We start from the raw sequence: 23,490 nt of genomic DNA on the forward strand, positions 1-23,490 counted from the left end.
CCTGGTAGCTGCCAACCTGGGTTGGCACACGTGGCATCACGGGGGTCAGAGCCCTTTCCGTGGGAAAGGGATCCGACCCTCCATCCACGCCTGCAGCCGTGCCACCTGCGCAGCATCCAGGCGCAACCCCAGCTTGCTCCGGCGCCACAGGATATCGTCGGTGTCACACGCCCACTCGCGTTCGCGCAGGAAGTCCACTTCGCGTGCATGCAGGCCACCGCCGAAGTCCTCGCCCAGATCGTGCAGGCCCTGTACACCCTGCAGCAGTTCCGCGCTGCGACTGCCATAGGCCCCGGCCCAGCGTCGCGCGATACCTGCGGGCAACCACGGTGCCAGCGCCAGCAGGCGCGAGCACGCCTGTGCGGCGTCGCCCCAGTCGCTGCCCGGCAGCGGGTCTCCGCGCGCCGTCCAGGCCGGTCCCATCTGTGGCAGGGCAGGGCGCAGCAGGTCCAGTGCCTCCTCGGCCAGCACCCGGTAGGTGGTCAGCTTGCCGCCCAGTACATGCAGCGCCGGTGCCGGGTCCACCTGCACCTGCAGGCGGTAGTCGCGGCTCAGCTGCGCTGCGCGCGGATCCGGGTCGGCCAGCAATGGACGGACACCGGCGAACGCCCAGACCACCTCGTCCGGGGCGATGGGGTCACGCAGGTAGCGATTGGCCGCTTCGCACAGGTAGGTCACCTCGGAAGGCAGCACGCTGCAGCGCGCCGGGTCACCGCGATAGTCGGTATCGGTGGTGCCCACCAGCAGGTGGTCGTGGGCGAAAGGCAGCAGGAACACCACCCGCCCGTCGGGCTGCTGCAGCAGGCAGGCGCTGTCATCGGGCCAGGGCCTGCGCAGCACGATGTGGCTGCCCTGCACCAGACGCAGCGCAGGGTCGCCGCTGCGCGCCTGCATCCGTTCCAGCAGGCCCCCGGCCCACGGGCCCGCCGCATTGACCACGGCGCGGGCATTCACGGGGTGCCGCTGGCCATCGGCGGATTCCAGAACAGCCCGCCACCGGCCCTGCACGGGGTGCAGGTCGATGCAGCGGCTGCGCACCTGCACCTGTGCGCCCCGCTGCGCGGCATCCAGGGCGTTGAGCAGTACCAGCCGCGCGTCATCGACCTGCGCATCGGCGTAGCTGAAGGCCTGCCGCAGCGCCGGGGAGAGCCACTGGCCGAGCGGATCGTGTTGCAGTTCCAGTGCGCGTGACGCGGGGAAGGCGGGGCTGCGCCGGCCCAGATGGTCGTACAGCCACAGCCCCGCGCGCAGCATCCAGCGCGGGCGCAGGTGCGGTTCCCACGGCAGGACGAAGCGCAGCGGATGGACCAGATGGGGCGCCTGCCGGCGCACCACCTCGCGTTCACCCAGCGCCTTGCGCACCAGCCCGAACTCGCCCTGCTCCAGGTAGCGCAGGCCGCCGTGGATCAGCTTGCTGCTGGCGCTGGAGGTGTGCGCGGCCAGGTCATGCTGTTCGCACAGCAGCACGCGCAGGCCGCGGCCGCTGGCGTCACGGGCGATGCCGGCGCCATTGATGCCGCCACCGATCACCAGCAGGTCGACGTCGTCCATCGTGTCTCCGCGTCCTGTGTCTGTAGAGCCGAGCCGCGCCACCCTTGACCGTGGGCGCCATTGAACGTAACGCATCGCAATGCGCGCGGAGCCCGCCGCTCGACTCGGGATAGGGGGCTTGGCTCGACTCTACAAAAAAGCAGCCGAGCATGGGCTCGGCTCTAAACGCGGAACGCGGGTGACGGAAACGACGACGGGCCCCGAAGGGCCCGTCGCGTTGCATCAGTGAAGCAGGTGCTGCCTGGATCAGAAGCGGGCGCCGATGCCGAAGCCGACGGTCCACGGATCCATCTTGGCTTCGCCGATCTTCTCGCCGCCGACCTTGATGTCCGGGCGGGCGCGCATGTAGCGGGCGTCAGCACGGGCGAACCAGGTGGAGTTGATGTTCATGTCGACGCCGACGGTGCCGATCACGCCCTTGGCATCCTTGAAGCGGATGTCGGTGTCAGCGCCGTTGCCCAGCTTCTCGTTGCTGAAGCTCGACTGGTAGTAGCCCACGCCCACGAACGGGCGGAACACGTTGTCAGCCTGGCCGAAGTGGTACTGGCCGCTCAGCGCGACCGGCTGCTGCTCGACCGAACCCAGGCGGGCGTTGTTCGGGCCCTTGAACTTGTTGTCGAACTTGTCGGCAGCGCCCCACAGCTCAACGGCCCAGTTGTCGTTGATGTAGTAGCTGAAGCTGACGGTCGGCGCCGGGCCACCGTCGGTCTTCTTCACGCCGGTGATCGGGTCGTTCTTCGGCTCCAGCAGCGAGATGCCGCCAACAACGGCAAAATGCTTGCCCGAAGCGGTATCGGTGGTGCTGCTGTCCTGGGCGAAAGCGGCCGGCGCGAAGGCGGCGGAGGTCAGCAGGGCGAGACTCAGGATACGGATGGAGCGCATGGGGGTATCTCCTAATGTTTCTTGTTTTGGGCCCCCGGTTGCGGGGCGAGCACACCGTAGTCGCCCCAACATGAATCGAATCCGACGCACGTTAAAAAATAGTTTTCCTTGTTCAGCGACGGGTGCGGAATGCCTTTATTCGTGGCGTTTTCTGCTCTCGCCGACATTCATGCAGTTGGAGAAGATGTGAGCACGGCAACGTTGTGCATTGGCCTGCCAGCGCAGGTGAACGTGGGATGCCGGGTGCTGCTGCTGGGCTCGATGCCAGGCGTGGCATCCCTGCAGGAGCAGCGCTACTACGCGCATCCTCGCAACCGCTTCTGGCCGCTGATGGCCGATATCTGCGGTTTCGACGCGGATCTGCCCTATGCGCAACGGCTGCAGGCGTTGAACGCCGCAGGCATCGGCCTGTGGGATGTGATCGGGCGCTGCGAGCGGCGCGGCAGCCTGGATGCGGACATCGTGCGTGGCACGGAAGTGGCCAATGCACTGCCGGAACTGATCGCCACGTTGCCTGAGCTGACGCTGATCGGCTGCAATGGCGGCGCGTCATTGCAGGCATTCCAGCGCTGGGTGTTGCCGCGGCTGGAGGCCCCGCCGAAGGTGGTCGCGCTGCCGTCGACCAGCCCTGCCAATGCGGCGTGGTCGTTGCCGCGCCTGCGCCAGGCCTGGCAGCCGGTGGCCGACGCGCGGGCGACATGAAGCGGACTTCGCCTGGACAATACGCTACCGACTGGTCGCGCACCCGACCCATGGGCAACAGGCTGTCCCGGCTGCGTGCGTACTGAAAACACCTGTAACGGTTGGCGCTGGACCCCGCTGGCCGCACAATAGACGTTTCCCTACACCAGATTGCCGGAGTTATCCCCATGGCCGAAATCAAGGAAGCACTTGTCCCCGATATCGGTGACTACAGCGATATCCCGGTAATCGAGGTGCTTGTCGCCGTCGGCGACACGGTCAAGAAGGACCAGGGCCTGGTGACGCTGGAAAGCGACAAGGCGACCATGGAAGTGCCGTCCTCGGTGGCGGGCGTGGTCAAGGAGCTCAAGGTCAAAGTGGGCGACAGCCTGTCCGAAGGCAAGGTCGTGGCCCTGATCGAAGTGGCCGAAGGCGAAGCCGAAGCCGCCAAGCCGGCCGCTGCCGCACCGGCACCGGCACCGGCCAAGGCCGCTGCCCCGGCTGCCGCCACCCAGAGCGCGCCGGCCGCAGCTGCGCCGGCCGCTCCGGCTGCCAGCGGTGGTGCGGTTGAAGCCCTGGTGCCGGACATCGGCGACTACGCCGGCATTCCGGTCATCGAAGTGCTGGTCGCCGTGGGCGATACGGTCAAGAAGGACCAGGGCCTGGTCACGCTGGAAAGCGACAAGGCCACCATGGAAGTGCCGTCGTCTGTGGCCGGCGTGGTCAAGGAGATCAAGGTCAAGGTGGGCGACAATCTGTCGCAAGGCGACGTGGTTGCCATCATCGAAGCCGAGGGTGCTGGCGCGCCGGCGCCGACCAAGGCCGCTGCAGCTGCCGCTCCGGCTGCCGCAGAGACCGCCACCAAGGTCGAGCCGGTCGCTGTGCCGGCGCAGCCGGACAAGCTGGCGGCCCGCGAGATCGCCTCGGCCGGTACCCCGTCCAGCCCGCCGGTGCAGTTCAATGCCGATGGCGTGCTGCCGGCCAAGGTGCCGTACGCCACCCCGGCGGTGCGCGTGTTCGCCCGCGAGCTGGGCGTGGACCTGCTGCAGATCAACGGCACCGAGAAGGGTGGCCGCATCACCAAGGGTGACGTACAGAAGTTCGTCAAGGCCGCGCTCAGCGGTGGCGTGCCGGCCGCTGCCGGTGGCGCCGTCGCCGCTGGTGGTGGCCTGAACCTGCTGCCGTGGCCGAAGGTCGACTTCAGCAAGTTCGGCGAGACCGAAGTCCAGCCGCTGTCGCGCATCAAGAAGATCTCCGGTGCGAACCTGGCCCGCAACTGGGCCATGATCCCGCACGTCACCCAGTTCGAGCAGGCCGACATCACCGACCTGGAAGGCCTGCGCGTGGCGTTGAACAAGGAGAACGAGAAGGCCGGCATCAAGCTGACCATGCTCGCCTTCCTGATCAAGGCCAGCGCCGCAGCGCTGAAGAAGTTCCCGGAATTCAACGCCTCGCTCGATGCCAGCGGTGAAAACCTGACCCTGAAGAAGTACTTCCACATCGGTTTCGCCGCCGACACGCCGAACGGTCTGGTCGTGCCGGTCATCCGCGACGTGGACAAGAAGGGCGTGGTGCAGATCGCGCAGGAAACCGGCGAACTGGCCAAGAAGGCACGCGACGGCAAGCTGGGCCCGGCGGACATGAGCGGCGGCTGCTTCTCGATCAGCTCGTTGGGCGGCATCGGCGGCACCGCGTTCACCCCGATCGTCAACGCACCGGAAGTGGCCATCCTCGGCGTCTCCAAGTCGTCCATCCAGCCGGTCTGGAACGGCAAGGAATTCGCACCGAAGCTGATGCTGCCGCTGTCGCTGAGCTACGACCACCGCGTCATCGACGGCGCACTGGCCGCACGCTTCACCACGTACCTGTCGCAGGTACTGGCCGACATGCGCCGCGTGCTGCTGTAAGGCACCGCTTCGCCCCCACCGTGCGGCCGCAGCCCCTGGCGCGGCCGCGTGAACAGATGCAGTGACAGCCCGCCGGCGCCGCCGGGCGGGCACGAGGAAAACCCACCATGGCCACGATTGAAGTCAAGGTTCCCGACATCGGCGATTACAGCGATGTGCCGGTGATCGAAGTGTTGGTCGCCGTCGGCGACACGGTGAAGAAGGACCAGGGTCTGGTAACCCTGGAGTCGGACAAGGCCACCCTGGAAGTGCCGTCCTCGGCCGCTGGTGTGGTCAAGGAAATCAAGGTCAAGCTTGGCGATACCCTGTCCGAAGGCGCCGTGGTCGTGGTGCTGGACACTGAAGGCGCCGCCGAAGCCCCGGCCAAGGCCGCCGCGCCGGCTCCGGCCGCCCCGGCCAGCAAGCCGCCGGTGACCCCGTCGCACCGCGCCCCGGCCGAACCGGCTGCGCCGAAGCCGGCGCTGTCCAGTGGCAAGCCGGCCGATATCGAGTGCGAAATGGTCGTGCTGGGCTCGGGCCCGGGCGGCTACACGGCTGCGTTCCGCGCCGCCGACGTCGGCCTGGATACGGTGCTGGTCGAACGTTACGCCAGCCTCGGCGGCGTCTGCCTTAACGTGGGCTGCATTCCGTCCAAGGCGCTGCTGCACGCCGCAGCGGTCATCGACGAGGTTGCCCACGCCGGTGATTTCGGCGTCGAGTTCGGCAAGCCGACCATCACCCTGGACAAGCTGCGCGCGTACAAGGAAAAGGTCGTCAACCAGCTGACCAAGGGCCTGGCCGGCATGGCCAAGCAGCGCAAGGTCCGCAACGTGCAGGGCGTCGGCAGGTTTGTTTCGGCCAACGAGCTGGAAATCACCGCGGCTGACGGCAGCACCCAGCTGCTGCGCTTCCAGAAATGCATCATCGCCGCCGGTTCGCAGGCGGTGAAGCTGCCGAACTTCCCGTGGGACGACAAGCGCGTGATGGATTCCACCGATGCGCTGGAGCTGGCCGAAGTGCCGGGCTCGCTGCTGGTCGTCGGTGGCGGCATCATCGGCCTGGAAATGGCCACCGTGTACAGCGCGCTGGGCAGCAAGGTCACCGTGGTCGAGTTCATGGACCAGCTGATGCCGGGCGCCGACAAGGACCTGGTCAAGCCGCTGGCCGACCGCCTGAAGAAGCAGGGCATCGACGTGCACCTGAAGACCAAGGCCTCGGGCGTCACCGCCGATGCCAAGGGCATCACCGTGACCTTCGAAGCCGCCGAGGAAGGCCAGGCGCCTGCGCTGGCGCAGGGCACCTTCGACCGCGTGCTGGTGGCCGTGGGCCGCTCGCCGAACGGCAAGAAGATCGATGCCGAGAAGGCCGGCGTGCAGGTCACCGACCGCGGCTTCATCCCGGTCGATCGGCAGATGCGTACCAACGTGCCGCACATCTTTGCCATCGGCGACATCGTCGGCAACCCGATGCTGGCCCACAAGGCCACGCACGAGGGCAAGCTGGCCGCTGAAGTGGCAGCCGGCCACAAGAAGGAGTGGGTCGCCCGCGTGATTCCGTCGGTGGCCTACACCAACCCGGAAATCGCCTGGGTCGGCGTGACCGAGACCGAAGCCAAGGCCAAGGGCCTGAAGGTCGGCGTGGCCAAGTTCCCGTGGGCCGCCAGTGGCCGCGCGATCGGCATCGGTCGCACCGAGGGCTTCACCAAGCTGATCTTCGACGAAGAGACCCACCGCATCATCGGTGGCGCGATCGTCGGCGTGCATGCCGGCGACCTGCTGGCCGAGATCGGCCTGGCGATCGAGATGGGTGCGGAAGCGGAAGACATCGGCCACACCATCCATGCGCATCCGACGCTGAGCGAGTCGGTGGCGATGGCCTCGGAAATCTACGACGGCACGATCACCGATCTGTACATGCCGAAGAAGAAGTAAGGCGTCCGCGCCGTTCCGAACGAAAAGCCCTGGCATCTGCCGGGGCTTTTTTTCTTCGATCAGTGCTGCAGCAAAGGGTGGGGCCGCTGCGCGGGTGGCAGGCATTTCGACAAATGTCCCCCGTCGCCCGCCTGCGGCGGTCGCCTCCTCCTTTACTTTGTCGAAATGCCCGCCACCCGCGCAGCGGCTCGGCTTGCGGATAGTCGAGAGCCACAGCCTGGCCCGCCTGGATGCCTGACACGCGGGGGAAGAGGGGCTTGTGTGCGAAGTAAAGGAGGAGGTGACGGCCGTAGGCCGGCGCCGGGGGACATTCGCACGCAAGCCCCTCTTCCCCCAGCGCTCGACCACGCATGCGTCTACGGCAATTGCCACCCGTGCAGCGGCTCGGCTTGCAGATAGTCGAGAGCCAGTGCCTGGGCCGCCGGGATGCCTGACACGCGGAGGGAGCGGGGGTTGTGTGCGAAGTAAAGGAGGAGGCGTCGGCCGCAGGCCGGCGCCGGGGGACATTCGCACGCAAGCCCCTCTTCCCCCAGCGCTCGACCAGCCTGCTTTTCTGCTCGACGATGCAAAGAAAAAACGCGGCCCCGATGTTCCGGAGGCCGCGCCAGGAGAGAAGATGCCGTGGAAGGGGCAGGGGATCAGAACACGAAGCTGATACCGGCCACCGGGCCCTTGAATTCCTGCTTCAGGCCGACCGTGCCGTCGCTGCCCTTCTTGTCCACGTCCAGCTTGAACCAGTCGTAGCCGGCGAACACACCGAAGTTCTTGGTGAAGCGGTAATCGACGATCGCATTGGCGCGGCTCAGGTCGCCCTTGTAGTCATCGAAACTGCCCCAGCGCGTGTTCAGGTACTGGCCCTGCAGCGTGATCATCCAGCGCTCGGACGGAGTGAAGGTCATGCGCGCACCCACCACCGGTGCCACGCCATCGGCCTTCTCGTTGAGGAACTGGCCTTCATACACCGTGCCCAGGTCCGCGTAGCCCTTGGTGCTGACCTTGGCGTACTCGCCACCGATCTGCAGGCCCAGGTCGAAGGTGTCGGTATCGACGACCGAGTAGTCATAGACCAGGCTGGCCACCTGGTACTTCAGCTCGCCCTTCACGAAGCTGCCGGCCGGCACGCTCTCACCGCCGAAGGAAATGCCCTGGTCAAGCGTCTCGCGACGGTCCTTGTCGTACTTGAAGTAGTTGAACAGCAGGCGCTGACGGTTGCTGATGCGGAACATGCCGTCGATGCGCGGCTCCCATTCCTTGCCACCCAGCTTGAAGTCCTGGTCCAGGGAGATGTCCTGGCCGGCCACGGTGGTGCTGCCACGCAGCGTGTTGTCCGAATCGATGTTCATCGCACCCAGACGGATGGCGAAGCGGTCGTCGCCTTCGGCGGCGTGGGCGGCATTGGCGAACGAGGCGCCGGCAGCGAGCAGGGAAAGGGCGAGCAGGGTGGGTACGGGGCGCATCGAAGAGTCCTTGCAGTGGTTCATCAGAATGAAGACCACTGTGCCGGACGCCGCCGTCCACCATCCGTGAACGTATGGTCCACGGAGTGTGCACGGTTCAGCCCTGTCGCGACGACGCAAAAAGATGGCCCCGGAGACGGGCTTCGGGGCCATCGTGGGACCTGCGGGGCGGAGCGTCGACGAGGTTGCTGCAGGCAGGTCGAAAGATCGGACCGGCGCATCCAGCGAAAGTTCCGCGCCTGCGACCAAAGTTCAATACTGCGGTGCAGCATCACGCGGACGTCATTGTCCCCCGGGTGGCACGCAAAAATGTAACCGTTACCGCAACTTGCGGCTTCCAGGGATGAACAGGCAGCGGTTGTCTCGCAAATTGTCCCATTGCTATAATTTGGCGGCTCGATGAGGCCCCCCTGCTGTAGCCGCCTCAGCCCTCCACTTGCAACCACGCGGGACGTCCTGTGCTGAACTCCGTTGATGCGGGTCGGCGACTGATGCTGCGCGCCGCGGTCTACCCGCTGGCCGCGGTGGCTGTCCTGGCCCTGGCCTTCCTGCTGGTAGGTCCGAAGTATGCCCTCGGCGCGCTGGCGTCCGGTGTGGCCATTTCGGCCGGCGGCTGGGTTGCGGCACGGATGGCTCTGGGCGGTGGTGCGGTGGCCGCAGGATCGGCGATGGCTCGCCTGATCATTGCGATCGTGGCCAAGTGGGTCGTGGTTTTCGGCGTCCTGCTGGTGGGGTTCCTGGTCTTCAAGCTGCCTGCATTGGCGCTGTTGGCCGGTATCGCCGTCGGCTTGATGTTCCAGGTCCTGGCCATGGCCAGGCGTTGACAGAATTCAATTAACTGAAGGTTCCGGACACATGGCGGGCGAGGCTCTAACCCCTACCAGCTACATCCAGCATCACCTGCACAACCTGACCGCACCGGTCGGCAAGGGTGAGGGTATGTTCTGGCATATCCACGTCGATACCTTCCTCACCGCCGTCCTGATGGGCCTGGTGATCGTTGTCGCGTTCTGGCTGGGGACCCGCAAGGCCACCGCCGGCGTGCCGGGCAAGTGGCAGGCCTTCGTCGAGATCTGCCTGGAGTTCGTCGACCGCCAGGCCAAGGACACCTACCACGGCAAGAGCAAGCTGGTCACGCCGATCGCCATCACGATCTTCTTCTGGATCCTGTTGATGAATCTGCTGAAGATGATCCCGGCCGATTTCATCGCCAAGCCGCTGGAATGGGTGGGCGTGCACTACTGGAAGCCGGTGCCGACCGCTGACGTCAATGCCACCCTCGGCATGGCCATCAGCGTGTTCTTCCTGATGCTGTTCTTCGCGCTCAAGTCCAAGGGCCTGGTCGGCTTCGTCAAGGAATTCCTGACGGCGCCGTTCGGCAAGTGGATGATGCCGTTCAACCTGATCCTCAACATCGTCGAGTGGCTGAGCAAGCCGATCTCGCTGGCGATGCGACTGTTCGGCAACATGTTCGGCGGCGAAATCGTGTTCCTGCTGATCTGGGTGCTGGGTGGTGCCGGTTTCTTCGGTGCCATCGCGGGTGGTGTGTTCGGCCTCGGCTGGATGCTGTTCCACCTGCTGGTGATCCCGCTGCAGGCCTTCATCTTCATGATGCTGTCGATCGTGTACCTGAGCCTGTCGGAAGACGCTCACTGAGTTTCAAGCTTCAACGCGTTTCAACCTTCATCCGTTTCATCACCCTTAGCAACTTAAGTTCCTGGAGATAACCATGTACTTCGCCGTCCTGACCAACTTCGCGCAGATTCAGAGCTCCACCGCCCTTGCCGTCGGCATCATGATCGGCCTGGCCGCGCTGGGCGCCGGTCTGGGTCTGGCCATCATGGCTGGTAAGTTCCTGGAGTCGGCCGCGCGCCAGCCGGAACTGATCCCGGTCCTGCAGGTCCGCATGTTCATCACCGCCGGCCTGATCGACGCCGCGTTCATCATCTCGGTTGCCGTTGGCCTGCTGCTGGCCTTCGCCAACCCGCTGTCGGCTGCCTTTGCTGGCGCCGTCACCAAGGCTCTGGCCGGCTGATACAGCGGTTTGAGACGACCGGGTGCTGATGCACCCGGTTTCGGATGAAGGCCGGATGTGCCGCTTCGGCGGCACGTCCACCCCGAAACCAGCGATCGAGCTAACCATGAATATCAATTTCACCCTTCTTGCGCAGGCGCTGGCCTTCGCTGGTCTGATCTGGATCATCGCGACCAAGATCTGGCCGCCGCTGATGAACGCGATCGAAGAGCGCCAGCAGAAGATTGCTGAAGGCCTCGCTGCTGCCGACCGCAGCCAGAAAGATCTGGCCCAGGCGCAGGAGAAGGTCAACGAAGCGCTGAAGGAAGCCCGCACCAAGGCCAACGAGATCATCGATCAGGCCCACGCGCGTGCCAACCAGATCGTTGATGCAGCCCGTAACGAAGCGATCACCGAAGCCACCCGTCAGAAGGAACTGGCCCAGGCTGAAATCGACGCCGCCGCCAACCGTGCCCGTGAAGATCTGCGCAAGCAGGTGTCCGCGCTGGCCGTGACCGGTGCCGAAAAGCTGCTCAAGCGCGAAATCGACGCCAACGCCCACAAGGCGCTGCTCGACGAGCTGGCCTCGGAGATCTAAGGATGAGCCAGGCCCTCACGCTTGCCCGCCCGTACGCCCGCGCCGCGTTCGCGACCGCGCGCGACGAAGGTGCGTTCGCGCCGTGGTCGGACGCCCTGGCGTTCTCCGCCCACGTCGCCGCCGACCCGCGCGTGGCGGCCCTGCTCGCCAACCCGGAGCTGGGTCGTGACGACGCCGTCGCCCTGCTGGCGCCGGTGTCGCACGGCGAGACCTACTCGCGCTTCCTGGCCATCCTGGCCGAATCGCATCGTCTGCCGCTGCTGCCGGAAATCTCCGGCATGTTCGACGCCCTGCGCGCCGAAGCCGAGCACGTGGTCAAGGCCACGGTGACCTCGGCTTCCGAGCTGTCGGCCGGCGAGCTGGACGCGATCAAGGCTGCGCTGCGCAAGCGCTTCAACCGCGAGGTCGACGTGACCACCGCGGTCGATGCTTCGCTGATCGGCGGCGCCGTGATCGACGCCGGCGACGTGGTCATCGATGGTTCGCTGAAGGGCAAGCTGGCCCGTCTGCAGACCGCGCTCGCTAACTGAATTCATTTAACGTCCGGCCCCGCTGCCGGCACTAGGACTTGACGATGGCAACCACGCTCAACCCCTCCGAAATCAGCGAACTGATCAAGAACCGCATCGAGAAGGTCAAGCTGGCCGCGGAATCGCGCAACGAAGGCACCGTGACCAGCGTGTCCGACGGCATCGTGCGCATCTTCGGTCTGGCCGACGTGATGCAGGGCGAAATGATCGAACTGCCGAACAACACCTTCGCCCTGGCCCTGAACCTGGAGCGCGACTCGGTCGGCGCCGTGGTCCTGGGTGACTACGAGCACCTGCGCGAAGGCGACGTCGCCAAGACCACCGGCCGCATCCTGGAAGTGCCGGTCGGCCCGGAACTGCTGGGCCGCGTCGTGAACGCGCTGGGCGAGCCGATCGACGGCAAGGGCCCGCTGGGCACCGACCTGACCGCTCCGGTGGAACGCGTTGCGCCGGGCGTGATCTGGCGCAAGTCGGTCGACCAGCCGGTGCAGACCGGTTACAAGTCGGTCGACTCGATGATCCCGATCGGCCGTGGCCAGCGCGAGCTGATCATCGGTGACCGCCAGACCGGCAAGACCGCCATGGCGATCGATGCGGTGATCAACCAGAAGGGCACCGGCATCAAGTGCGTGTACGTTGCGATCGGCCAGAAGGCGTCGACCATCGCCAACATCGTGCGCAAGCTGGAAGAGAACGGCGCGCTGGCCCACACCATCGTGGTGGCCGCGACCGCTTCCGAATCGGCTGCCATGCAGTACATCAGCGCCTACTCGGGCTGCACCATGGGTGAGTACTTCATGGACCGCGGCGAAGACGCGCTGATCGTGTACGACGATCTGTCCAAGCAGGCCGTTGCCTACCGCCAGATCTCGCTGCTGCTGAAGCGTCCGCCGGGCCGTGAAGCCTACCCGGGTGACGTGTTCTACCTGCACTCCCGTCTGCTCGAGCGCGCTGCCCGCGTGTCCGAGGAATACGTCGAGAAGTTCACCGAAGGCAAGGTCACCGGCAAGACCGGTTCGCTGACCGCGCTGCCGATCATCGAGACCCAGGCCGGCGACGTGTCCGCCTTCGTTCCGACCAACGTGATCTCGATCACCGACGGCCAGATCTTCCTGGAAACCGACCTGTTCAACGCCGGCATCCGCCCGGCCGTGAACGCCGGTATCTCGGTGTCGCGCGTCGGTGGCTCGGCCCAGACCAAGATCATCAAGAAGCTGTCGGGCGGCATCCGCATCTCGCTGGCCCAGTACCGTGAGCTGGCTGCGTTCGCGCAGTTCGCCTCGGACCTGGACGAAGCGACCCGCAAGCAGCTGGAGCGTGGCCAGCGCGTCACCGAGCTGATGAAGCAGAAGCAGTACGCGCCGATGTCGATCGCCAACCAGGCGCTGTCGATCTACGCCGTCAACGAGGGTTACCTCGACGACGTGCCGGTCAACAAGCTGCTGGCGTTCGAAGAAGGCCTGCACGCCCACTTCGCCAACACCCAGGGCGAGCTGATCAGCAAGGTCAACGCCACCGGCGGTTGGGACAACGACATCGAAGGTGCCTTCAAGAAGGGCATCGCCGAGTTCAAGACCACCGGCAGCTGGTAATCGCGGTCCTGTAGAGCGGAGCCGCTGGCTCCGCTGGACCAGATGACAAACGGTTGAACAACGCGGGGCATCAGCCCCGCGCCACGGGAAACAAGAGATGGCAAGCGGACGCGAAATCAAAACCAAGATCAAGAGCGTGCAGAACACCCGCAAGGTGACGCGCGCCCTGGAAATGGTCTCGGCCTCCAAGATCCGCAAGGCGCAGGATCGGATGAAGACCTCGCGTCCGTACGCGCAGGCGATGAAGCAGGTGATCGGTCATCTGGCCCAGGCCAGCACCGACTACCAGCATCCGTTCCTGGTCGAGCGCGAGCAGGTCAAGCGGGTCGGTTTCATCGTGATCTCCTCCGATCGCGGTCTGGCCGGCGGCCTGAACAACAACCTGTTCCGCAAGATGCTGGGCGAAGCCAAGGCATGGCAGGACAAGGGTGCCGAAGTGGACCTGGTGACCATCGGCCAGAAGGCTTCGACCTTCTTCCGCCGCGTGAAGGTCAACATGGTCGGCAGCGTGACCCACATCGGCGACGTGCCGAAGCTGGAATCGCTGATCGGTGTGATCAAGGTCATGCTCGACGCCTTCACCGAAGGCAGGATCGACCGCGTGTACCTGGTCTACAACCGCTTCGTGAACACCATGGTGCAGAAGGCCAGCTTCGATCAGCTGCTGCCGCTGCCGCCGGCTGAGAAGCAGGTCGCTCACCACGACTGGGACTACCTGTACGAACCCGATGCCGCGACCGTGCTCGAGCACGTGATGACGCGTTACATCGAGTCGCTGGTGTACCAGGCACTGCTGGAAAACGTCGCCTCCGAGCATGCGGCACGCATGGTTGCGATGAAGGCAGCGAGCGACAACGCCAACAAGCTGATCGGCACTCTGCAGCTCGTCTACAACAAGGCGCGCCAGGCAGCGATCACCCAGGAAATCTCCGAAATCGTCGGCGGCGCGGCAGCAGTCTGACCGCGTTCGTTCAAAGCACACATTAGAGGATGCAGCAATGAGTCAGGGCAAGATCGTTCAGATCATCGGCGCGGTCGTCGACGTCGAATTCCCGCGTGAATCGGTGCCGAAGGTGTACGACGCACTGAAGGTGGAAAACACCGAGATCACCCTCGAAGTCCAGCAGCAGCTGGGCGACGGCGTGGTGCGTACCATCGCCCTCGGTTCCACCGACGGCCTGAAGCGCAACCTGGTTGCCGTCAACACCGGCCGTGGCATCTCGGTGCCGGTCGGCGCCGGCACCCTGGGCCGCATCATGGACGTGCTTGGCCGTCCGATCGACGAAGCCGGCCCGGTCGCTGCCAGCGACAACTGGGAAATCCACCGCGCTGCGCCGTCGTATGAAGACCAGTCCCCGGCCACCGAGCTGCTGGAAACCGGCATCAAGGTCATCGACCTGATGTGCCCGTTCGCCAAGGGCGGCAAGGTCGGCCTGTTCGGCGGCGCCGGCGTCGGCAAGACCGTCAACATGATGGAACTGATCAACAACATCGCCAAGGCGCACAGCGGTCTGTCCGTGTTCGCCGGCGTGGGTGAGCGTACCCGTGAGGGCAACGACTTCTACCACGAAATGAAGGACTCCAACGTCCTGGACAAGGTGGCGATGGTGTACGGCCAGATGAACGAGCCGCCGGGCAACCGTCTGCGCGTCGCCTTGACCGGCCTGACCATGGCCGAGTACTTCCGCGACGAGAAGGACGAAAACGGCAAGGGTAAGGACGTCCTGCTGTTCGTCGACAACATCTACCGTTACACCCTGGCCGGTACCGAAGTGTCGGCACTGCTGGGCCGCATGCCGTCCGCCGTGGGTTACCAGCCGACCCTGGCCGAGGAAATGGGCGTCCTGCAGGAGCGCATCACCTCGACCAAGAACGGTTCGATCACCTCGATCCAGGCCGTCTACGTTCCCGCGGACGACCTGACCGACCCGTCGCCGGCGACCACCTTCGCCCACCTGGACTCGACCGTGACCCTGTCGCGTTCGATCGCCTCGCTGGGTATCTACCCGGCCGTCGACCCGCTGGACTCCACCAGCCGCCAGATGGATCCGCTGGTCATCGGCCACGAGCACTACGACACCGCCCAGCGCGTCCAGCAGACCCTGCAGAAGTACAAGGAACTGAAGGACATCATCGCCATCCTGGGCATGGACGAACTGTCCGAAGAAGACAAGCAGGCCGTGTCGCGCGCCCGCAAGATCGAGCGCTTCTTCAGCCAGCCGTTCCACGTGGCCGAAGTGTTCACCGGTTCGCCGGGCAAGTACGTGCCGCTGAAGGACACCATCCGTGGCTTCAAGGCCATCGTCGATGGCGAGTACGACCACCTGCCGGAGCAGGCGTTCTACATGGTCGGCGGCATCGAAGAAGCGGTCGAGAAGGCCAAGAAGATGGCCGAGAAGGCCTGATCCGGGACGGGCGGGAGCGATCCTGCCCGACCTGACGCCGGCGCCGGGCAACCGCCCGCGCCGGTGGACCCCCACGGCGGCATTGCGCCGCCGCGAACAGCGAAGAGATTTGCATGAGCACGATCCGTTGCGACATCGTCAGCGCCGAGCAGGAAATCTTCCGTGGCGAAGCGACCCTGGTCGTGGCCACCGGTGAGCTGGGCGAACTGGGCATCGCGCCCAAGCACGCGCCGCTGATCACCCGCCTGAAGCCGGGCAAGGTGGTGGTGACCACGCCGAACGGCGAGCAGCTGGATTTCGCCATTTCCGGCGGCATCCTGGAAGTGCAGCCGCAGGTGGTGACCGTGCTGGCCGACACCGCGATCCGCGCGCAGGACATCGACGAAGCCTCGGTCCGCAAGGCCAAGGAAGAAGCCGAGCGCATCCTGGCCAACCGCGTCGAAGCGATGGAAGTGGCTGAGGCCCAGCAGAAGCTGGCCGAAGCCGTCGTCCAGCTGCAGGCGCTGGAGCGCCTGCGCAAGAATCTCAAGCACTGAGGTTCGCGCGTCATCAAGCACAAGCGCCGGCTAGCTGCCGGCGTTTTTGTTTGTTCGCCACAGGAGCAGGGAATGCAGCACCACTCGACAGCGATTGAAGGCGGCAGCTGGCAGCGGCCGTGGCGCACACCGGCAGGCGTGTTCCTGATTGCGTGGATCGTTCTGTGCCTGCCATGGCTCAGTGGCATCAAGACCATTCCCTTTGATGCCGTGCAGCAGTTCTTCCCGGCGGTCAGTTTCAGTGCCGAGCAGTTGCGTCACCTGCAGGCCCCCTGGTGGAATCCGTATCTCTACGGTGGCTACCCGCAGGTGGCCGATCCGCAGATGATGACGCTGCAGCCGACGATGCTGCTGCCGATGCTGCTGGCGCCGGGCTCCCTGCACCTGTTCACGGTGGTGGTGCTGCTGCATGTGCTGGCAGGCGGCCTGGGTGCACTGCGGTTGAGCCGCGTGCAGGGCATGCCGCCGCCGGCGCAGCTGCTGTTCGCACTCACGCTGATGTTTGGTGGCGTGGCCGCGTCGCGCCTGCAGCACACGCCGATGATCATCAGCTACTGCCTGCTGCCCTGGCTGTGGCTGGGCCTGGAGCAGGTCCGCCGGCGGGGACGGATGCGCGACATCCTGCTGGCCGGTGTGGCCGGCGGGATGTGTGCGCTTCAACTGACCCAGGTCACCTATTTCATCATCCTCGCGTGCGTGATCTACGCCGTGGCTGCTGTCGTGCTGGCACAGGGGCAGCGCATGCGCCTGCTGTGGCAGCTGGGCGTGGTGGCCATTCTCGCCGGTGGTGTCAGTGCGCCGCAGTGGCTGTCCACGCTGGCCTGGCTGGACCAGACCAATCGCAATGGCCTGACGCTGGAAGCCGCGCTGCCGGGTGCCATCCACTGGCAGACACTGGTGACACTGCTGTCGGGCAACGTGTTCTCGCAGGGGCGCGGCGACAGCTGGGCCTTCGGTGATATCAGCGCCGATTACCTCTATGTGGGGGCAGTGCCGCTGGCGCTGTGGCTGCTCTGGGGCGGTGAGGTGCTGCGGCGCAAGCCGGCGGCGACGCGCGTCGCGCTGTGTGCGCTGACGCTGGCGATCATGGTCGCGGTGGGTGGCGCCACGCCGCTGTTCCCCTGGTTGTTCGGCTGGCTTCCGGGGCTGGACCTGTTCCGGCGCCCGTCCGATGCGCTGTTCCTTACCGTGCCTGCGGCGGCGTGGCTGGGTGCCAGTGCCCTGCAGGTTGCCCTGCAGCGGCAGCCATTGCGATTGCATCGGGTGTCCGTGGCGGTCGTCGCAGTGCTGGGCGCGTGCGCTGCGTGGCTGGCGATCGATCATGGTCATCCGCTCGCTTTCGCCTGGCTTGCGGTCAGCGCCGCGCTGGGCGTAGCCGCGGTGTGGGTGCTGCGCCGCCACCAGTCACCTGCGCGCTGGGTGCTGGCGCTGGTGCTGTTGGACCTGCTGCTGTTCAACGTCGGCACCAGGTTCAACGCGGGCAGCGGCACAAAGTCGGTGCTCACCGCCGATCGTGCGGGTCCTGCGCAGCGCGCCTATGCGCTGCTGGCGGCAGAGCGGCATATCGGCATACCCGAGCGCGCGGTGGTCTTCGGCATCGGCGGACTCACCAACGGCGCGGCGGTGCATGCCATTGCGCTGGCAAACGGCTACAACCCGCTGCTGGCAAGCGACTATCTGCAGATGACCGGGATGCCGGGCGAGCCGGTGGATACCTTCCAGCAGAAGGTCCCCACTGCCTGGATGCCAGACACCGCTGCTCCCCTGTACGACCTGCTGGGCGTGCGTTGGCTGCTGGCCCAGGAGCCGTTCCCGGGCTCCAGCGCGCAGGGCGACCAGGTGGAACTTGCGCGGCGTGACAGCGTGCTGCCACGGGTGCTGAATCCGCGGCAGGTGCGCCGCCATGAGGAGCGTCTACCGCCTGCGCCGCTGTTCAACCAGACCGATTTCAACCGGCAGCTATGGCTGCCGGCAGCCGCCAGCAGCCACTGTGCCGAACAGGATGCCGGCGAGGCCACGGTACAGGTGCTGCGCTACCAGCCGGGACGCATCGAGCTGACGGTGGTGGCCGACCATGCAGCATGGGTGGTGATCAACGAAACCACCGGTCGTGGCTGGCAGGCGCAGCTCGAGGATGGCCAGGTACTGCCGCTGCTGCGCGGCAATGGCCTCTTCCATGCGTTGTGCGTGCCGGCCGGGCAGCATCAGGTGCGGTTGCGCTACAGCGCGCTGCAGCTGTGGCGTGAGGGACTGGGAGCGCGCCTGCGCCGTGACGGTGATCGCTGACCGCTGACCGCGATCAGCGGTACACCACATGGCGCATCAACAGGAACGACACGCACGCCAGCCCGCCTTCCACCAGTGGCTTGGCCAGCCAGGTGTACTGCAGGCCCAGCGCGTGGTCGACCAGGCTCACCAGCAACGTGCTTGCCGCAGTCAGCAGCAGCCACAGCCCGAAGAAGCGTGCAAAGCGCTTCCAGCCCAGCTTGTGGGTGCCGGCCTCGGCAAAGGTGTAGCGGCCGTTGAGCCAGAAGCCCAGCAGCATGCCGGCCAGGCGCCCGGCGACGTTGGCCGGTGCGACCGGCATGCCAAGCGCGGTGGCGACCACGAACACCAGCCAATCGACCAGCAGCTGCACGAGCCCGATCACGAGGTAGGCGCTTCCCTGGCGGACAAGGCTCATCGGCATGGTGAAGGAGGAGGGATGCCCATGTTAACGGCGTACGCTCTAGAATCGTCGGCAACGAACCACGGACTGCCGTTCCCATGACCCAAGCCCTGCACGTCATCATCCTCGCCGCCGGCGCCGGCAAGCGCATGAGGTCGGTGCTGCCGAAGGTGCTGCAGCCGATCGCCGGCCAACCGATGCTGGCGCACGTGATCGATGCGGCCCGCGAACTGCAACCGGCGGCCATCCATGTGGTCTACGGCCATGGCGGTGAGGCGGTGCGGCAACAGTTCGCCGACCAGCCCGACCTGCAGTGGGCTGAACAGGCGCAGCAGCTGGGTACGGGCCACGCGGTGGCGCAGGCGATGCCGCAGGTGCCGGATGCCGTGCAGGTGCTGGTGCTGTACGGCGATGTACCGCTGATCCGCGCGCAGACCCTGCGCGATCTGCTGGCGCAGCCGGGGCGGTTGGCGGTGCTGGTCGCCGAGGTTGATGACCCGACCGGTTACGGCCGCGTGCTGCGCGATGCCGAAGGGAAGGTGGGAGCGATCGTCGAGCAGAAGGACGCGACCGACGACCAGCTGCGCGTGCGCACGATCAACACCGGCATCATCGCCGCGGAGTCGACCGCGCTGCGCCGCTGGCTGTCGCAGCTGTCCAACCGCAATGCGCAGGGCGAGTACTACCTGACCGACGTGTTCGCATTTGCCGCGCATGAGTACACCCCGGCCGAAATGGCGCTGGTGGCCGACGCGCAGGAAGCCGAGGGGGCAAACGATCCCTGGCAGCTGTCGCAGCTGGAGCGTGCCTGGCAGCATCGCGCCGTGCGTGCGCTGTGCGCACAGGGTGCACGCGTGCGCGACCCGGCACGACTCGACATCCGTGGCACCGTCACCGTGGGCAGTGACGTGCTGATCGATGTCGATGTCGTTCTCGAAGGCAACATCGTGCTCGGCGACGGCGTTACCATCGGTCCGTTCAACCGCCTGAAGGACGTTACTCTCGGCCCCGGTACCGAAGTACGCGCGCACTGTGATCTGGAGGGTGTGGTCACCGAAGGCGCGGCGCTGGTCGGTCCGTTCGCGCGCCTCCGCCCAGGTACCGTGCTGGCCGATGGCGTGCACGTCGGCAACTTCGTCGAAACCAAGAAGGTCACCCTCGGCGTCGGCAGCAAGGCCAACCACCTCACCTATCTGGGTGATGCGGTGATCGGCAGCAAGGTGAACATCGGTGCCGGCACCATCACCTGCAACTACGACGGCGTGAACAAGTCGACCACCACCATCGGCGACAACGCGTTCATCGGTTCCAACAGTTCGCTGGTGGCGCCGCTGACGATCGGCGAGGGCGCGACCATCGCTGCCGGTTCGGTCATCACCCGCACCGCCCCGGACGGCAAGCTGACACTGGCCCGCGCACGACAGGAAACCATCGATGGCTGGAAGCGCCCGGTCAAGAAGTCCTGAGCCACGTATTCCGCATGCCGACGAGCTCGGCGTGCTGCCGGCAATTGAACAGCGTGCCGGCGAACTGCTGAAGGATCACGAAGCCCATCCGGTATTTGCCGGCCACGGCCTGGATCTGCCGACGCTGCAGGACGGCCTTCAGCGGGGCCAGCTGTGGGTTGTGGATGGCCCCGGCGGCGACATTGCCGGCTACCTGCTGGGCGGCGAGCTGTGTGGCGAGTTCCATGTCCTGCAGATGGATGTGGACCCCGCGCACGCGCGTCGTGGCCATGGCCGTGCATTGCTGCGGCACGCCTTGGCGCAGGCCAGGGCCACCGGCTTTGCTGCAGCGGTGCTGACCACCTTGAGCGATGTGCCATGGAATGCAGCCTTCTATGCCAGCGAAGGGTTCGACGTAGTGCCTGAGGCTGAGTGGAACGACGGCCTGCGCGCCGTCATGGCCGAAGAGGCTGCGCTCGGGTTTCCGATGCACCTGCGGGTGGCGATGCGGCGGGCCTGGTAGGTGCCGGCCCTGGTCGGCACATCCGCGCATGGCGTGGATCTACCCGATCGGCCCGCTCAACCCACCGGCAACAGGATCGACACGCACAACCCGCCATCGCCGCGGTTCTGTAGCGACACGCGGCCACCGTGCGCTTCCACGATCTCGCGCGTCAGTGCCAACCCCAGGCCGGTGCCGTTGCGCTTGGTCGAATAGAACGGCATCAAGGCGTTCTGCAGCACCTGCTCGTTCATGCCCTTGCCGCGATCCAGTACGTCCAGGCGCAGCCATTGCGGCAGCCGCGTGAGTTGCACCTGTACGTCATCGTTGGGCGGATCAGCCTCGGCGCAGGCTTCATGCGCGTTCTTCAGAAGATTCAGCAATGCCTGCCCGAACTGCGCGATGTCGATGCGGCTGCTCAGGTCCTCGTCCGGCTCGCGTTCCATGGTGAACGGGATCTGCTGGCGCAGGCTGGACAGGAACGGCGCCCAGTGCACGGTCTGCAGTTGCGGCTGCGGCAGCTTTGCGAAGCGTGCATAGCCACGGATGAAGCCTTCCAGGTGGCGTGCGCGGTCCTCGATGGTGGTGAAGATCTCCGGCAACCGGTCGAAGCGTTCGCGCTGCACCAGCACGCCACCGGAGTGGGCCAGCGAGGCGATCGGTGCCAGTGAGTTGTTGAGCTCGTGGCTGATCACCCGGATCACCTTCTTCCACGTCTGCACTTCCTGGCGGCGCAGTTCGGCGGTGAGCAGGCGTACCAGCAGCAGGTCGTGCGGACGGCCGTTGAGCTGGAAGGCGCGGCGCGACAGGTGGTAGACCTGTTCGTCATCCTCGTCGCCGTCCTCGCCCTCGGCATGCACCGCGAACAGGCTGTCGCCGCCACGGGCGATGGCATCGCGCAGCTCCACCGGCACCTGTTCCAGCACCTCTTCCAGACGCTGGCCTTCCAGCTTCCAGCCGCCATGCAGCAGCTTGCGCGCAGCCAGGTTGGAGAACACCACGCGGGCGATGCCATCGCCGCCGGAGGCAATCAGCAGCATGGCCACCGGCGTGTTCTGCACCATGGTGTCCAGCAGCAGTTCGCGCTGCACCAGGCCCTGCCGCTGTTCGCGCAGCACATCGCCCAGCTCGCGGTGCGCCTGCACCAGGTCGCCCAGTTCGTCGTTGCCCGGCCAGTACACGCCGAAGTTGTACTCGCCGTCGCGGTAGCTGCTGGTGGTGCCGGACAGTGCGCGCATCAGCGAGCGCACCGGTGCGGTGGCGCGGCGCAGGGTCCACCACATCAACGCCAGCAGGATCACGGCCGACGCCGTGGTCACCACCCAGCCATGGTTCATCCAGTACGCCAGCAGCCACGGCAGCGCAGCGGCCAGCGCCAGCACCGGCAGCAGGCGCAGGAACAGGCGGAAGGTGAACGAGCGCCGTTTCATTCGCGTGGGATGCCGTGGCGGTCCATGCGCCGGTACAGGGCCTGGCGGCTCAGGCCGAGTTCGGCAGCCGCCTGGGCGATGACGCCGTGGTTGCGTGCCAGCACGTCCTCGATGCGCTCGCGGTCGGGATCGTTGCCAGCGCTCGGTGCGGGGCGTGGCGCCGGTGCGGTGCGCGGCAGGTTCAGGTCGGCCACCTCGATGCGGTTGCCGGTCGCCAGCAGTTCGGCACGCTGGATCACGTTGCGCAGTTCGCGCACGTTGCCCGGCCACGGGTGCCGTTGCAGGGCGGCACTGGCGGCACTGGACAGCGGCTTGCCGGCCGTCAGGAAACGCTCGGCCAGTGGCACGATGTCGCCCGCGCGCTCGGCCAACGGCGGTAGTACCAGTTCCACTGTATTGAGGCGGTAATAGAGATCTTCGCGGAACGTGCCGTCGCGGATCATCGCCGGCAGGTCGGCATTGGTCGCGCTGACCACGCGGACTTTGACCTGGCGTTCGCGATTGGAACCCAGGCGCTCGAAGCGGCCGGTTTCCAGCACACGCAACAGCTTCATCTGCCCGCCCAGCGACAGGTTGCCGATCTCATCCAGGAACAGCGTGCCTCCGTCGGCGGCTTCGAACTTGCCCTCGCGTGCCTTGTTGGCGCCGGTGTAGGCGCCGGCCTCGGCGCCGAACAGTTCGGCCTCGATCAGCTCCGACGGCAACGCGCCGCAGTTGACCGTGATGAACGGGCCCTTGGCCACCAGTGAATTGGCCTGGATGATCTGCGCGATCTTCTCCTTGCCGGCACCATTGGGACCGGTGATCAGCACCGGCAGCTCGGAGCGCGCGACCTGGCAGGCCAGGGCGATGACGCGCTCGCTGGCCGGATCGGCGAAGACCGCACCGCACAGGTCGTACTTTTCTTCCAGCGCATTGCGCTGGCGCAGCTCGCGGCTGCGGCGGCGGTCCAGTTCGCGCCGCGCCTCGGACAGCTCCAGCAGGTTGTTGACCGTGGTCAGCAGCTTGCGGTCGTCCCAGGGCTTGGCCAGGTAGTCGGCGGCGCCGGCCTTGACCAGGTCCACCGCGCTGCTCAGGTGGGTCCAGGCCGTCAGCAGGATCACCGGCAGGTCCGGATGGCGTGCGCGGATCTGTGCGAACAGCGCTTCGCCCTCCTCGCCGGAGGTGGTGTCCTCGCTGAAGTTCATGTCCTGGATCACCAGGTCGACCGGCTGCGACTCGAGCAGGGCCAGCCCCTCGGCCGGGCTCTGCGCCTGCAGGGTGTCGATGTCGTGCAGGGAGAACAGCACGTCCAGTGCAGTGCCCACACTGGCGTTGTCGTCGATGATCAGGATCGAAGGCATCAAGCGGTTCTGCAGAAAGGGATGGGCGGCGCCGATGGA

The 23,490-nt window shown here is 66.1% G+C and carries 21 protein-coding genes; 15 read left to right on the forward strand and 6 right to left on the reverse strand.

Annotation, left to right across the window (positions count from 1 at the left end):
- Positions 1–45: 45 nt before the first annotated feature.
- Both glpD and ACUVWL_RS20155 read right to left on the reverse strand, forming a co-directional pair.
- Positions 46–1,551, reverse strand: a complete 1,506-nt coding sequence (glpD, locus tag ACUVWL_RS20150; protein WP_445978695.1) for a glycerol-3-phosphate dehydrogenase — start codon at positions 1,549–1,551, stop codon at positions 46–48.
- Positions 1,552–1,797: 246 nt separating this feature from the next.
- Positions 1,798–2,433, reverse strand: coding sequence for an OmpW/AlkL family protein (locus ACUVWL_RS20155; protein ID WP_014648503.1), 636 nt, complete (start codon positions 2,431–2,433; stop codon positions 1,798–1,800).
- Positions 2,434–2,619: 186 nt separating this feature from the next.
- Between ACUVWL_RS20155 and ACUVWL_RS20160 the strand changes: the two genes are divergently transcribed.
- The 3 genes from ACUVWL_RS20160 (at position 2,620) to lpdA (ending at position 6,931) form a co-directional block, all read left to right on the forward strand.
- Positions 2,620–3,135, forward strand: coding sequence for a DNA-deoxyinosine glycosylase (locus tag ACUVWL_RS20160; protein WP_445978696.1), 516 nt, complete (start codon positions 2,620–2,622; stop codon positions 3,133–3,135).
- Positions 3,136–3,302: 167 nt separating this feature from the next.
- On the forward strand, positions 3,303–5,021 hold the full coding sequence (gene aceF / locus ACUVWL_RS20165) for a dihydrolipoyllysine-residue acetyltransferase (RefSeq protein WP_445978697.1): 1,719 nt from the start codon (positions 3,303–3,305) through the stop codon (positions 5,019–5,021).
- Positions 5,022–5,128: 107 nt separating this feature from the next.
- Positions 5,129–6,931 (forward strand): dihydrolipoyl dehydrogenase, encoded by a 1,803-nt coding sequence (gene lpdA / locus ACUVWL_RS20170; protein WP_049405902.1) that lies wholly within the window; start codon positions 5,129–5,131, stop codon positions 6,929–6,931.
- Between the two features lie 638 nt (positions 6,932–7,569).
- Here the strand turns inward: lpdA and ACUVWL_RS20175 are convergent.
- Positions 7,570–8,388: a hypothetical protein gene (locus ACUVWL_RS20175; RefSeq protein ID WP_046432636.1), complete on the reverse strand. Its 819-nt coding sequence runs from the start codon at positions 8,386–8,388 to the stop codon at positions 7,570–7,572.
- Between the two features lie 458 nt (positions 8,389–8,846).
- Here ACUVWL_RS20175 and ACUVWL_RS20180 point away from each other — a divergent pair, with 458 nt between their 5' ends.
- The 10 genes from ACUVWL_RS20180 (at position 8,847) to ACUVWL_RS20225 (ending at position 18,349) form a co-directional block, all read left to right on the forward strand.
- The gene (locus ACUVWL_RS20180; RefSeq protein WP_014648497.1) at positions 8,847–9,212 is read left to right on the forward strand and encodes a hypothetical protein; all 366 of its coding nucleotides are present in this window, start codon (positions 8,847–8,849) and stop codon (positions 9,210–9,212) included.
- Between the two features lie 31 nt (positions 9,213–9,243).
- The gene (atpB, locus tag ACUVWL_RS20185) at positions 9,244–10,044 is read left to right on the forward strand and encodes a F0F1 ATP synthase subunit A (protein WP_014038569.1); all 801 of its coding nucleotides are present in this window, start codon (positions 9,244–9,246) and stop codon (positions 10,042–10,044) included.
- A gap of 73 nt (positions 10,045–10,117) precedes the next feature.
- Positions 10,118–10,423 carry a F0F1 ATP synthase subunit C gene (gene atpE / locus ACUVWL_RS20190; protein WP_005411133.1) on the forward strand — a complete coding sequence of 102 codons (306 nt, stop codon included), beginning with the start codon at positions 10,118–10,120 and terminating at the stop codon, positions 10,421–10,423.
- A 106-nt stretch (positions 10,424–10,529) separates the two neighbouring features.
- Positions 10,530–11,000, forward strand: a complete 471-nt coding sequence (locus ACUVWL_RS20195) for a F0F1 ATP synthase subunit B (RefSeq protein WP_005419512.1) — start codon at positions 10,530–10,532, stop codon at positions 10,998–11,000.
- A 2-nt stretch (positions 11,001–11,002) separates the two neighbouring features.
- Entirely contained in the window at positions 11,003–11,530 is a 528-nt protein-coding gene (locus ACUVWL_RS20200) for a F0F1 ATP synthase subunit delta (protein ID WP_014648495.1), read from the forward strand.
- Between the two features lie 44 nt (positions 11,531–11,574).
- Complete coding sequence (gene atpA / locus ACUVWL_RS20205; protein ID WP_005419511.1) at positions 11,575–13,122, forward strand: F0F1 ATP synthase subunit alpha; 1,548 nt, start codon at positions 11,575–11,577, stop codon at positions 13,120–13,122.
- A 97-nt stretch (positions 13,123–13,219) separates the two neighbouring features.
- Positions 13,220–14,083, forward strand: coding sequence for a F0F1 ATP synthase subunit gamma (atpG, locus tag ACUVWL_RS20210; RefSeq protein WP_014648494.1), 864 nt, complete (start codon positions 13,220–13,222; stop codon positions 14,081–14,083).
- Between the two features lie 37 nt (positions 14,084–14,120).
- Positions 14,121–15,527 (forward strand): F0F1 ATP synthase subunit beta, encoded by a 1,407-nt coding sequence (gene atpD / locus ACUVWL_RS20215; RefSeq protein ID WP_005419510.1) that lies wholly within the window; start codon positions 14,121–14,123, stop codon positions 15,525–15,527.
- A gap of 113 nt (positions 15,528–15,640) precedes the next feature.
- Positions 15,641–16,063 carry a F0F1 ATP synthase subunit epsilon gene (locus tag ACUVWL_RS20220; protein WP_445978698.1) on the forward strand — a complete coding sequence of 141 codons (423 nt, stop codon included), beginning with the start codon at positions 15,641–15,643 and terminating at the stop codon, positions 16,061–16,063.
- Between the two features lie 72 nt (positions 16,064–16,135).
- Entirely contained in the window at positions 16,136–18,349 is a 2,214-nt protein-coding gene (locus tag ACUVWL_RS20225) for a hypothetical protein (RefSeq protein WP_049440009.1), read from the forward strand.
- A gap of 13 nt (positions 18,350–18,362) precedes the next feature.
- Here ACUVWL_RS20225 and ACUVWL_RS20230 read toward each other — a convergent pair whose 3' ends face one another.
- Complete coding sequence (locus ACUVWL_RS20230) at positions 18,363–18,746, reverse strand: GtrA family protein (protein ID WP_049440007.1); 384 nt, start codon at positions 18,744–18,746, stop codon at positions 18,363–18,365.
- A gap of 83 nt (positions 18,747–18,829) precedes the next feature.
- On the opposite strand from ACUVWL_RS20230, the gene glmU reads away from it, so the two are divergent.
- The gene (glmU, locus tag ACUVWL_RS20235) at positions 18,830–20,197 is read left to right on the forward strand and encodes a bifunctional UDP-N-acetylglucosamine diphosphorylase/glucosamine-1-phosphate N-acetyltransferase GlmU (protein ID WP_014648491.1); all 1,368 of its coding nucleotides are present in this window, start codon (positions 18,830–18,832) and stop codon (positions 20,195–20,197) included.
- Complete coding sequence (locus tag ACUVWL_RS20240) at positions 20,166–20,699, forward strand: GNAT family N-acetyltransferase (protein ID WP_049440005.1); 534 nt, start codon at positions 20,166–20,168, stop codon at positions 20,697–20,699. Before glmU ends, ACUVWL_RS20240 begins: the two co-directional genes overlap by 32 nt.
- Positions 20,700–20,755: 56 nt before the next feature.
- Here ACUVWL_RS20240 and ACUVWL_RS20245 read toward each other — a convergent pair whose 3' ends face one another.
- Complete coding sequence (locus ACUVWL_RS20245; RefSeq protein ID WP_014648489.1) at positions 20,756–22,108, reverse strand: sensor histidine kinase; 1,353 nt, start codon at positions 22,106–22,108, stop codon at positions 20,756–20,758.
- Positions 22,105–23,451: a sigma-54-dependent transcriptional regulator gene (locus tag ACUVWL_RS20250; protein WP_014648488.1), complete on the reverse strand. Its 1,347-nt coding sequence runs from the start codon at positions 23,449–23,451 to the stop codon at positions 22,105–22,107. Before ACUVWL_RS20250 ends, ACUVWL_RS20245 begins: the two co-directional genes overlap by 4 nt.
- Positions 23,452–23,490 lie beyond the last annotated feature (39 nt).

Source organism: Stenotrophomonas muris (assembly GCF_052751275.1).

Coding starts and splice junctions, on each gene's coding strand:
- atpE (WP_005411133.1), top strand. CDS start 10,118: ATGTACTTCGCCGTCCTGACCAACTTCGCGCAGATTCAGAGCTCCACC.
- ACUVWL_RS20155 (WP_014648503.1), bottom strand. CDS start 2,433: ATGCGCTCCATCCGTATCCTGAGTCTCGCCCTGCTGACCTCCGCCGCC.
- lpdA (WP_049405902.1), top strand. CDS start 5,129: ATGGCCACGATTGAAGTCAAGGTTCCCGACATCGGCGATTACAGCGAT.
- ACUVWL_RS20240 (WP_049440005.1), top strand. CDS start 20,166: ATGGCTGGAAGCGCCCGGTCAAGAAGTCCTGAGCCACGTATTCCGCAT.
- ACUVWL_RS20250 (WP_014648488.1), bottom strand. CDS start 23,451: ATGCCTTCGATCCTGATCATCGACGACAACGCCAGTGTGGGCACTGCA.
- ACUVWL_RS20245 (WP_014648489.1), bottom strand. CDS start 22,108: ATGAAACGGCGCTCGTTCACCTTCCGCCTGTTCCTGCGCCTGCTGCCG.
- ACUVWL_RS20230 (WP_049440007.1), bottom strand. CDS start 18,746: ATGAGCCTTGTCCGCCAGGGAAGCGCCTACCTCGTGATCGGGCTCGTG.
- glpD (WP_445978695.1), bottom strand. CDS start 1,551: ATGGACGACGTCGACCTGCTGGTGATCGGTGGCGGCATCAATGGCGCC.
- aceF (WP_445978697.1), top strand. CDS start 3,303: ATGGCCGAAATCAAGGAAGCACTTGTCCCCGATATCGGTGACTACAGC.
- ACUVWL_RS20200 (WP_014648495.1), top strand. CDS start 11,003: ATGAGCCAGGCCCTCACGCTTGCCCGCCCGTACGCCCGCGCCGCGTTC.
- atpA (WP_005419511.1), top strand. CDS start 11,575: ATGGCAACCACGCTCAACCCCTCCGAAATCAGCGAACTGATCAAGAAC.
- atpB (WP_014038569.1), top strand. CDS start 9,244: ATGGCGGGCGAGGCTCTAACCCCTACCAGCTACATCCAGCATCACCTG.
- glmU (WP_014648491.1), top strand. CDS start 18,830: ATGACCCAAGCCCTGCACGTCATCATCCTCGCCGCCGGCGCCGGCAAG.
- ACUVWL_RS20195 (WP_005419512.1), top strand. CDS start 10,530: ATGAATATCAATTTCACCCTTCTTGCGCAGGCGCTGGCCTTCGCTGGT.
- ACUVWL_RS20175 (WP_046432636.1), bottom strand. CDS start 8,388: ATGCGCCCCGTACCCACCCTGCTCGCCCTTTCCCTGCTCGCTGCCGGC.
- atpD (WP_005419510.1), top strand. CDS start 14,121: ATGAGTCAGGGCAAGATCGTTCAGATCATCGGCGCGGTCGTCGACGTC.
- ACUVWL_RS20220 (WP_445978698.1), top strand. CDS start 15,641: ATGAGCACGATCCGTTGCGACATCGTCAGCGCCGAGCAGGAAATCTTC.
- ACUVWL_RS20225 (WP_049440009.1), top strand. CDS start 16,136: ATGCAGCACCACTCGACAGCGATTGAAGGCGGCAGCTGGCAGCGGCCG.
- atpG (WP_014648494.1), top strand. CDS start 13,220: ATGGCAAGCGGACGCGAAATCAAAACCAAGATCAAGAGCGTGCAGAAC.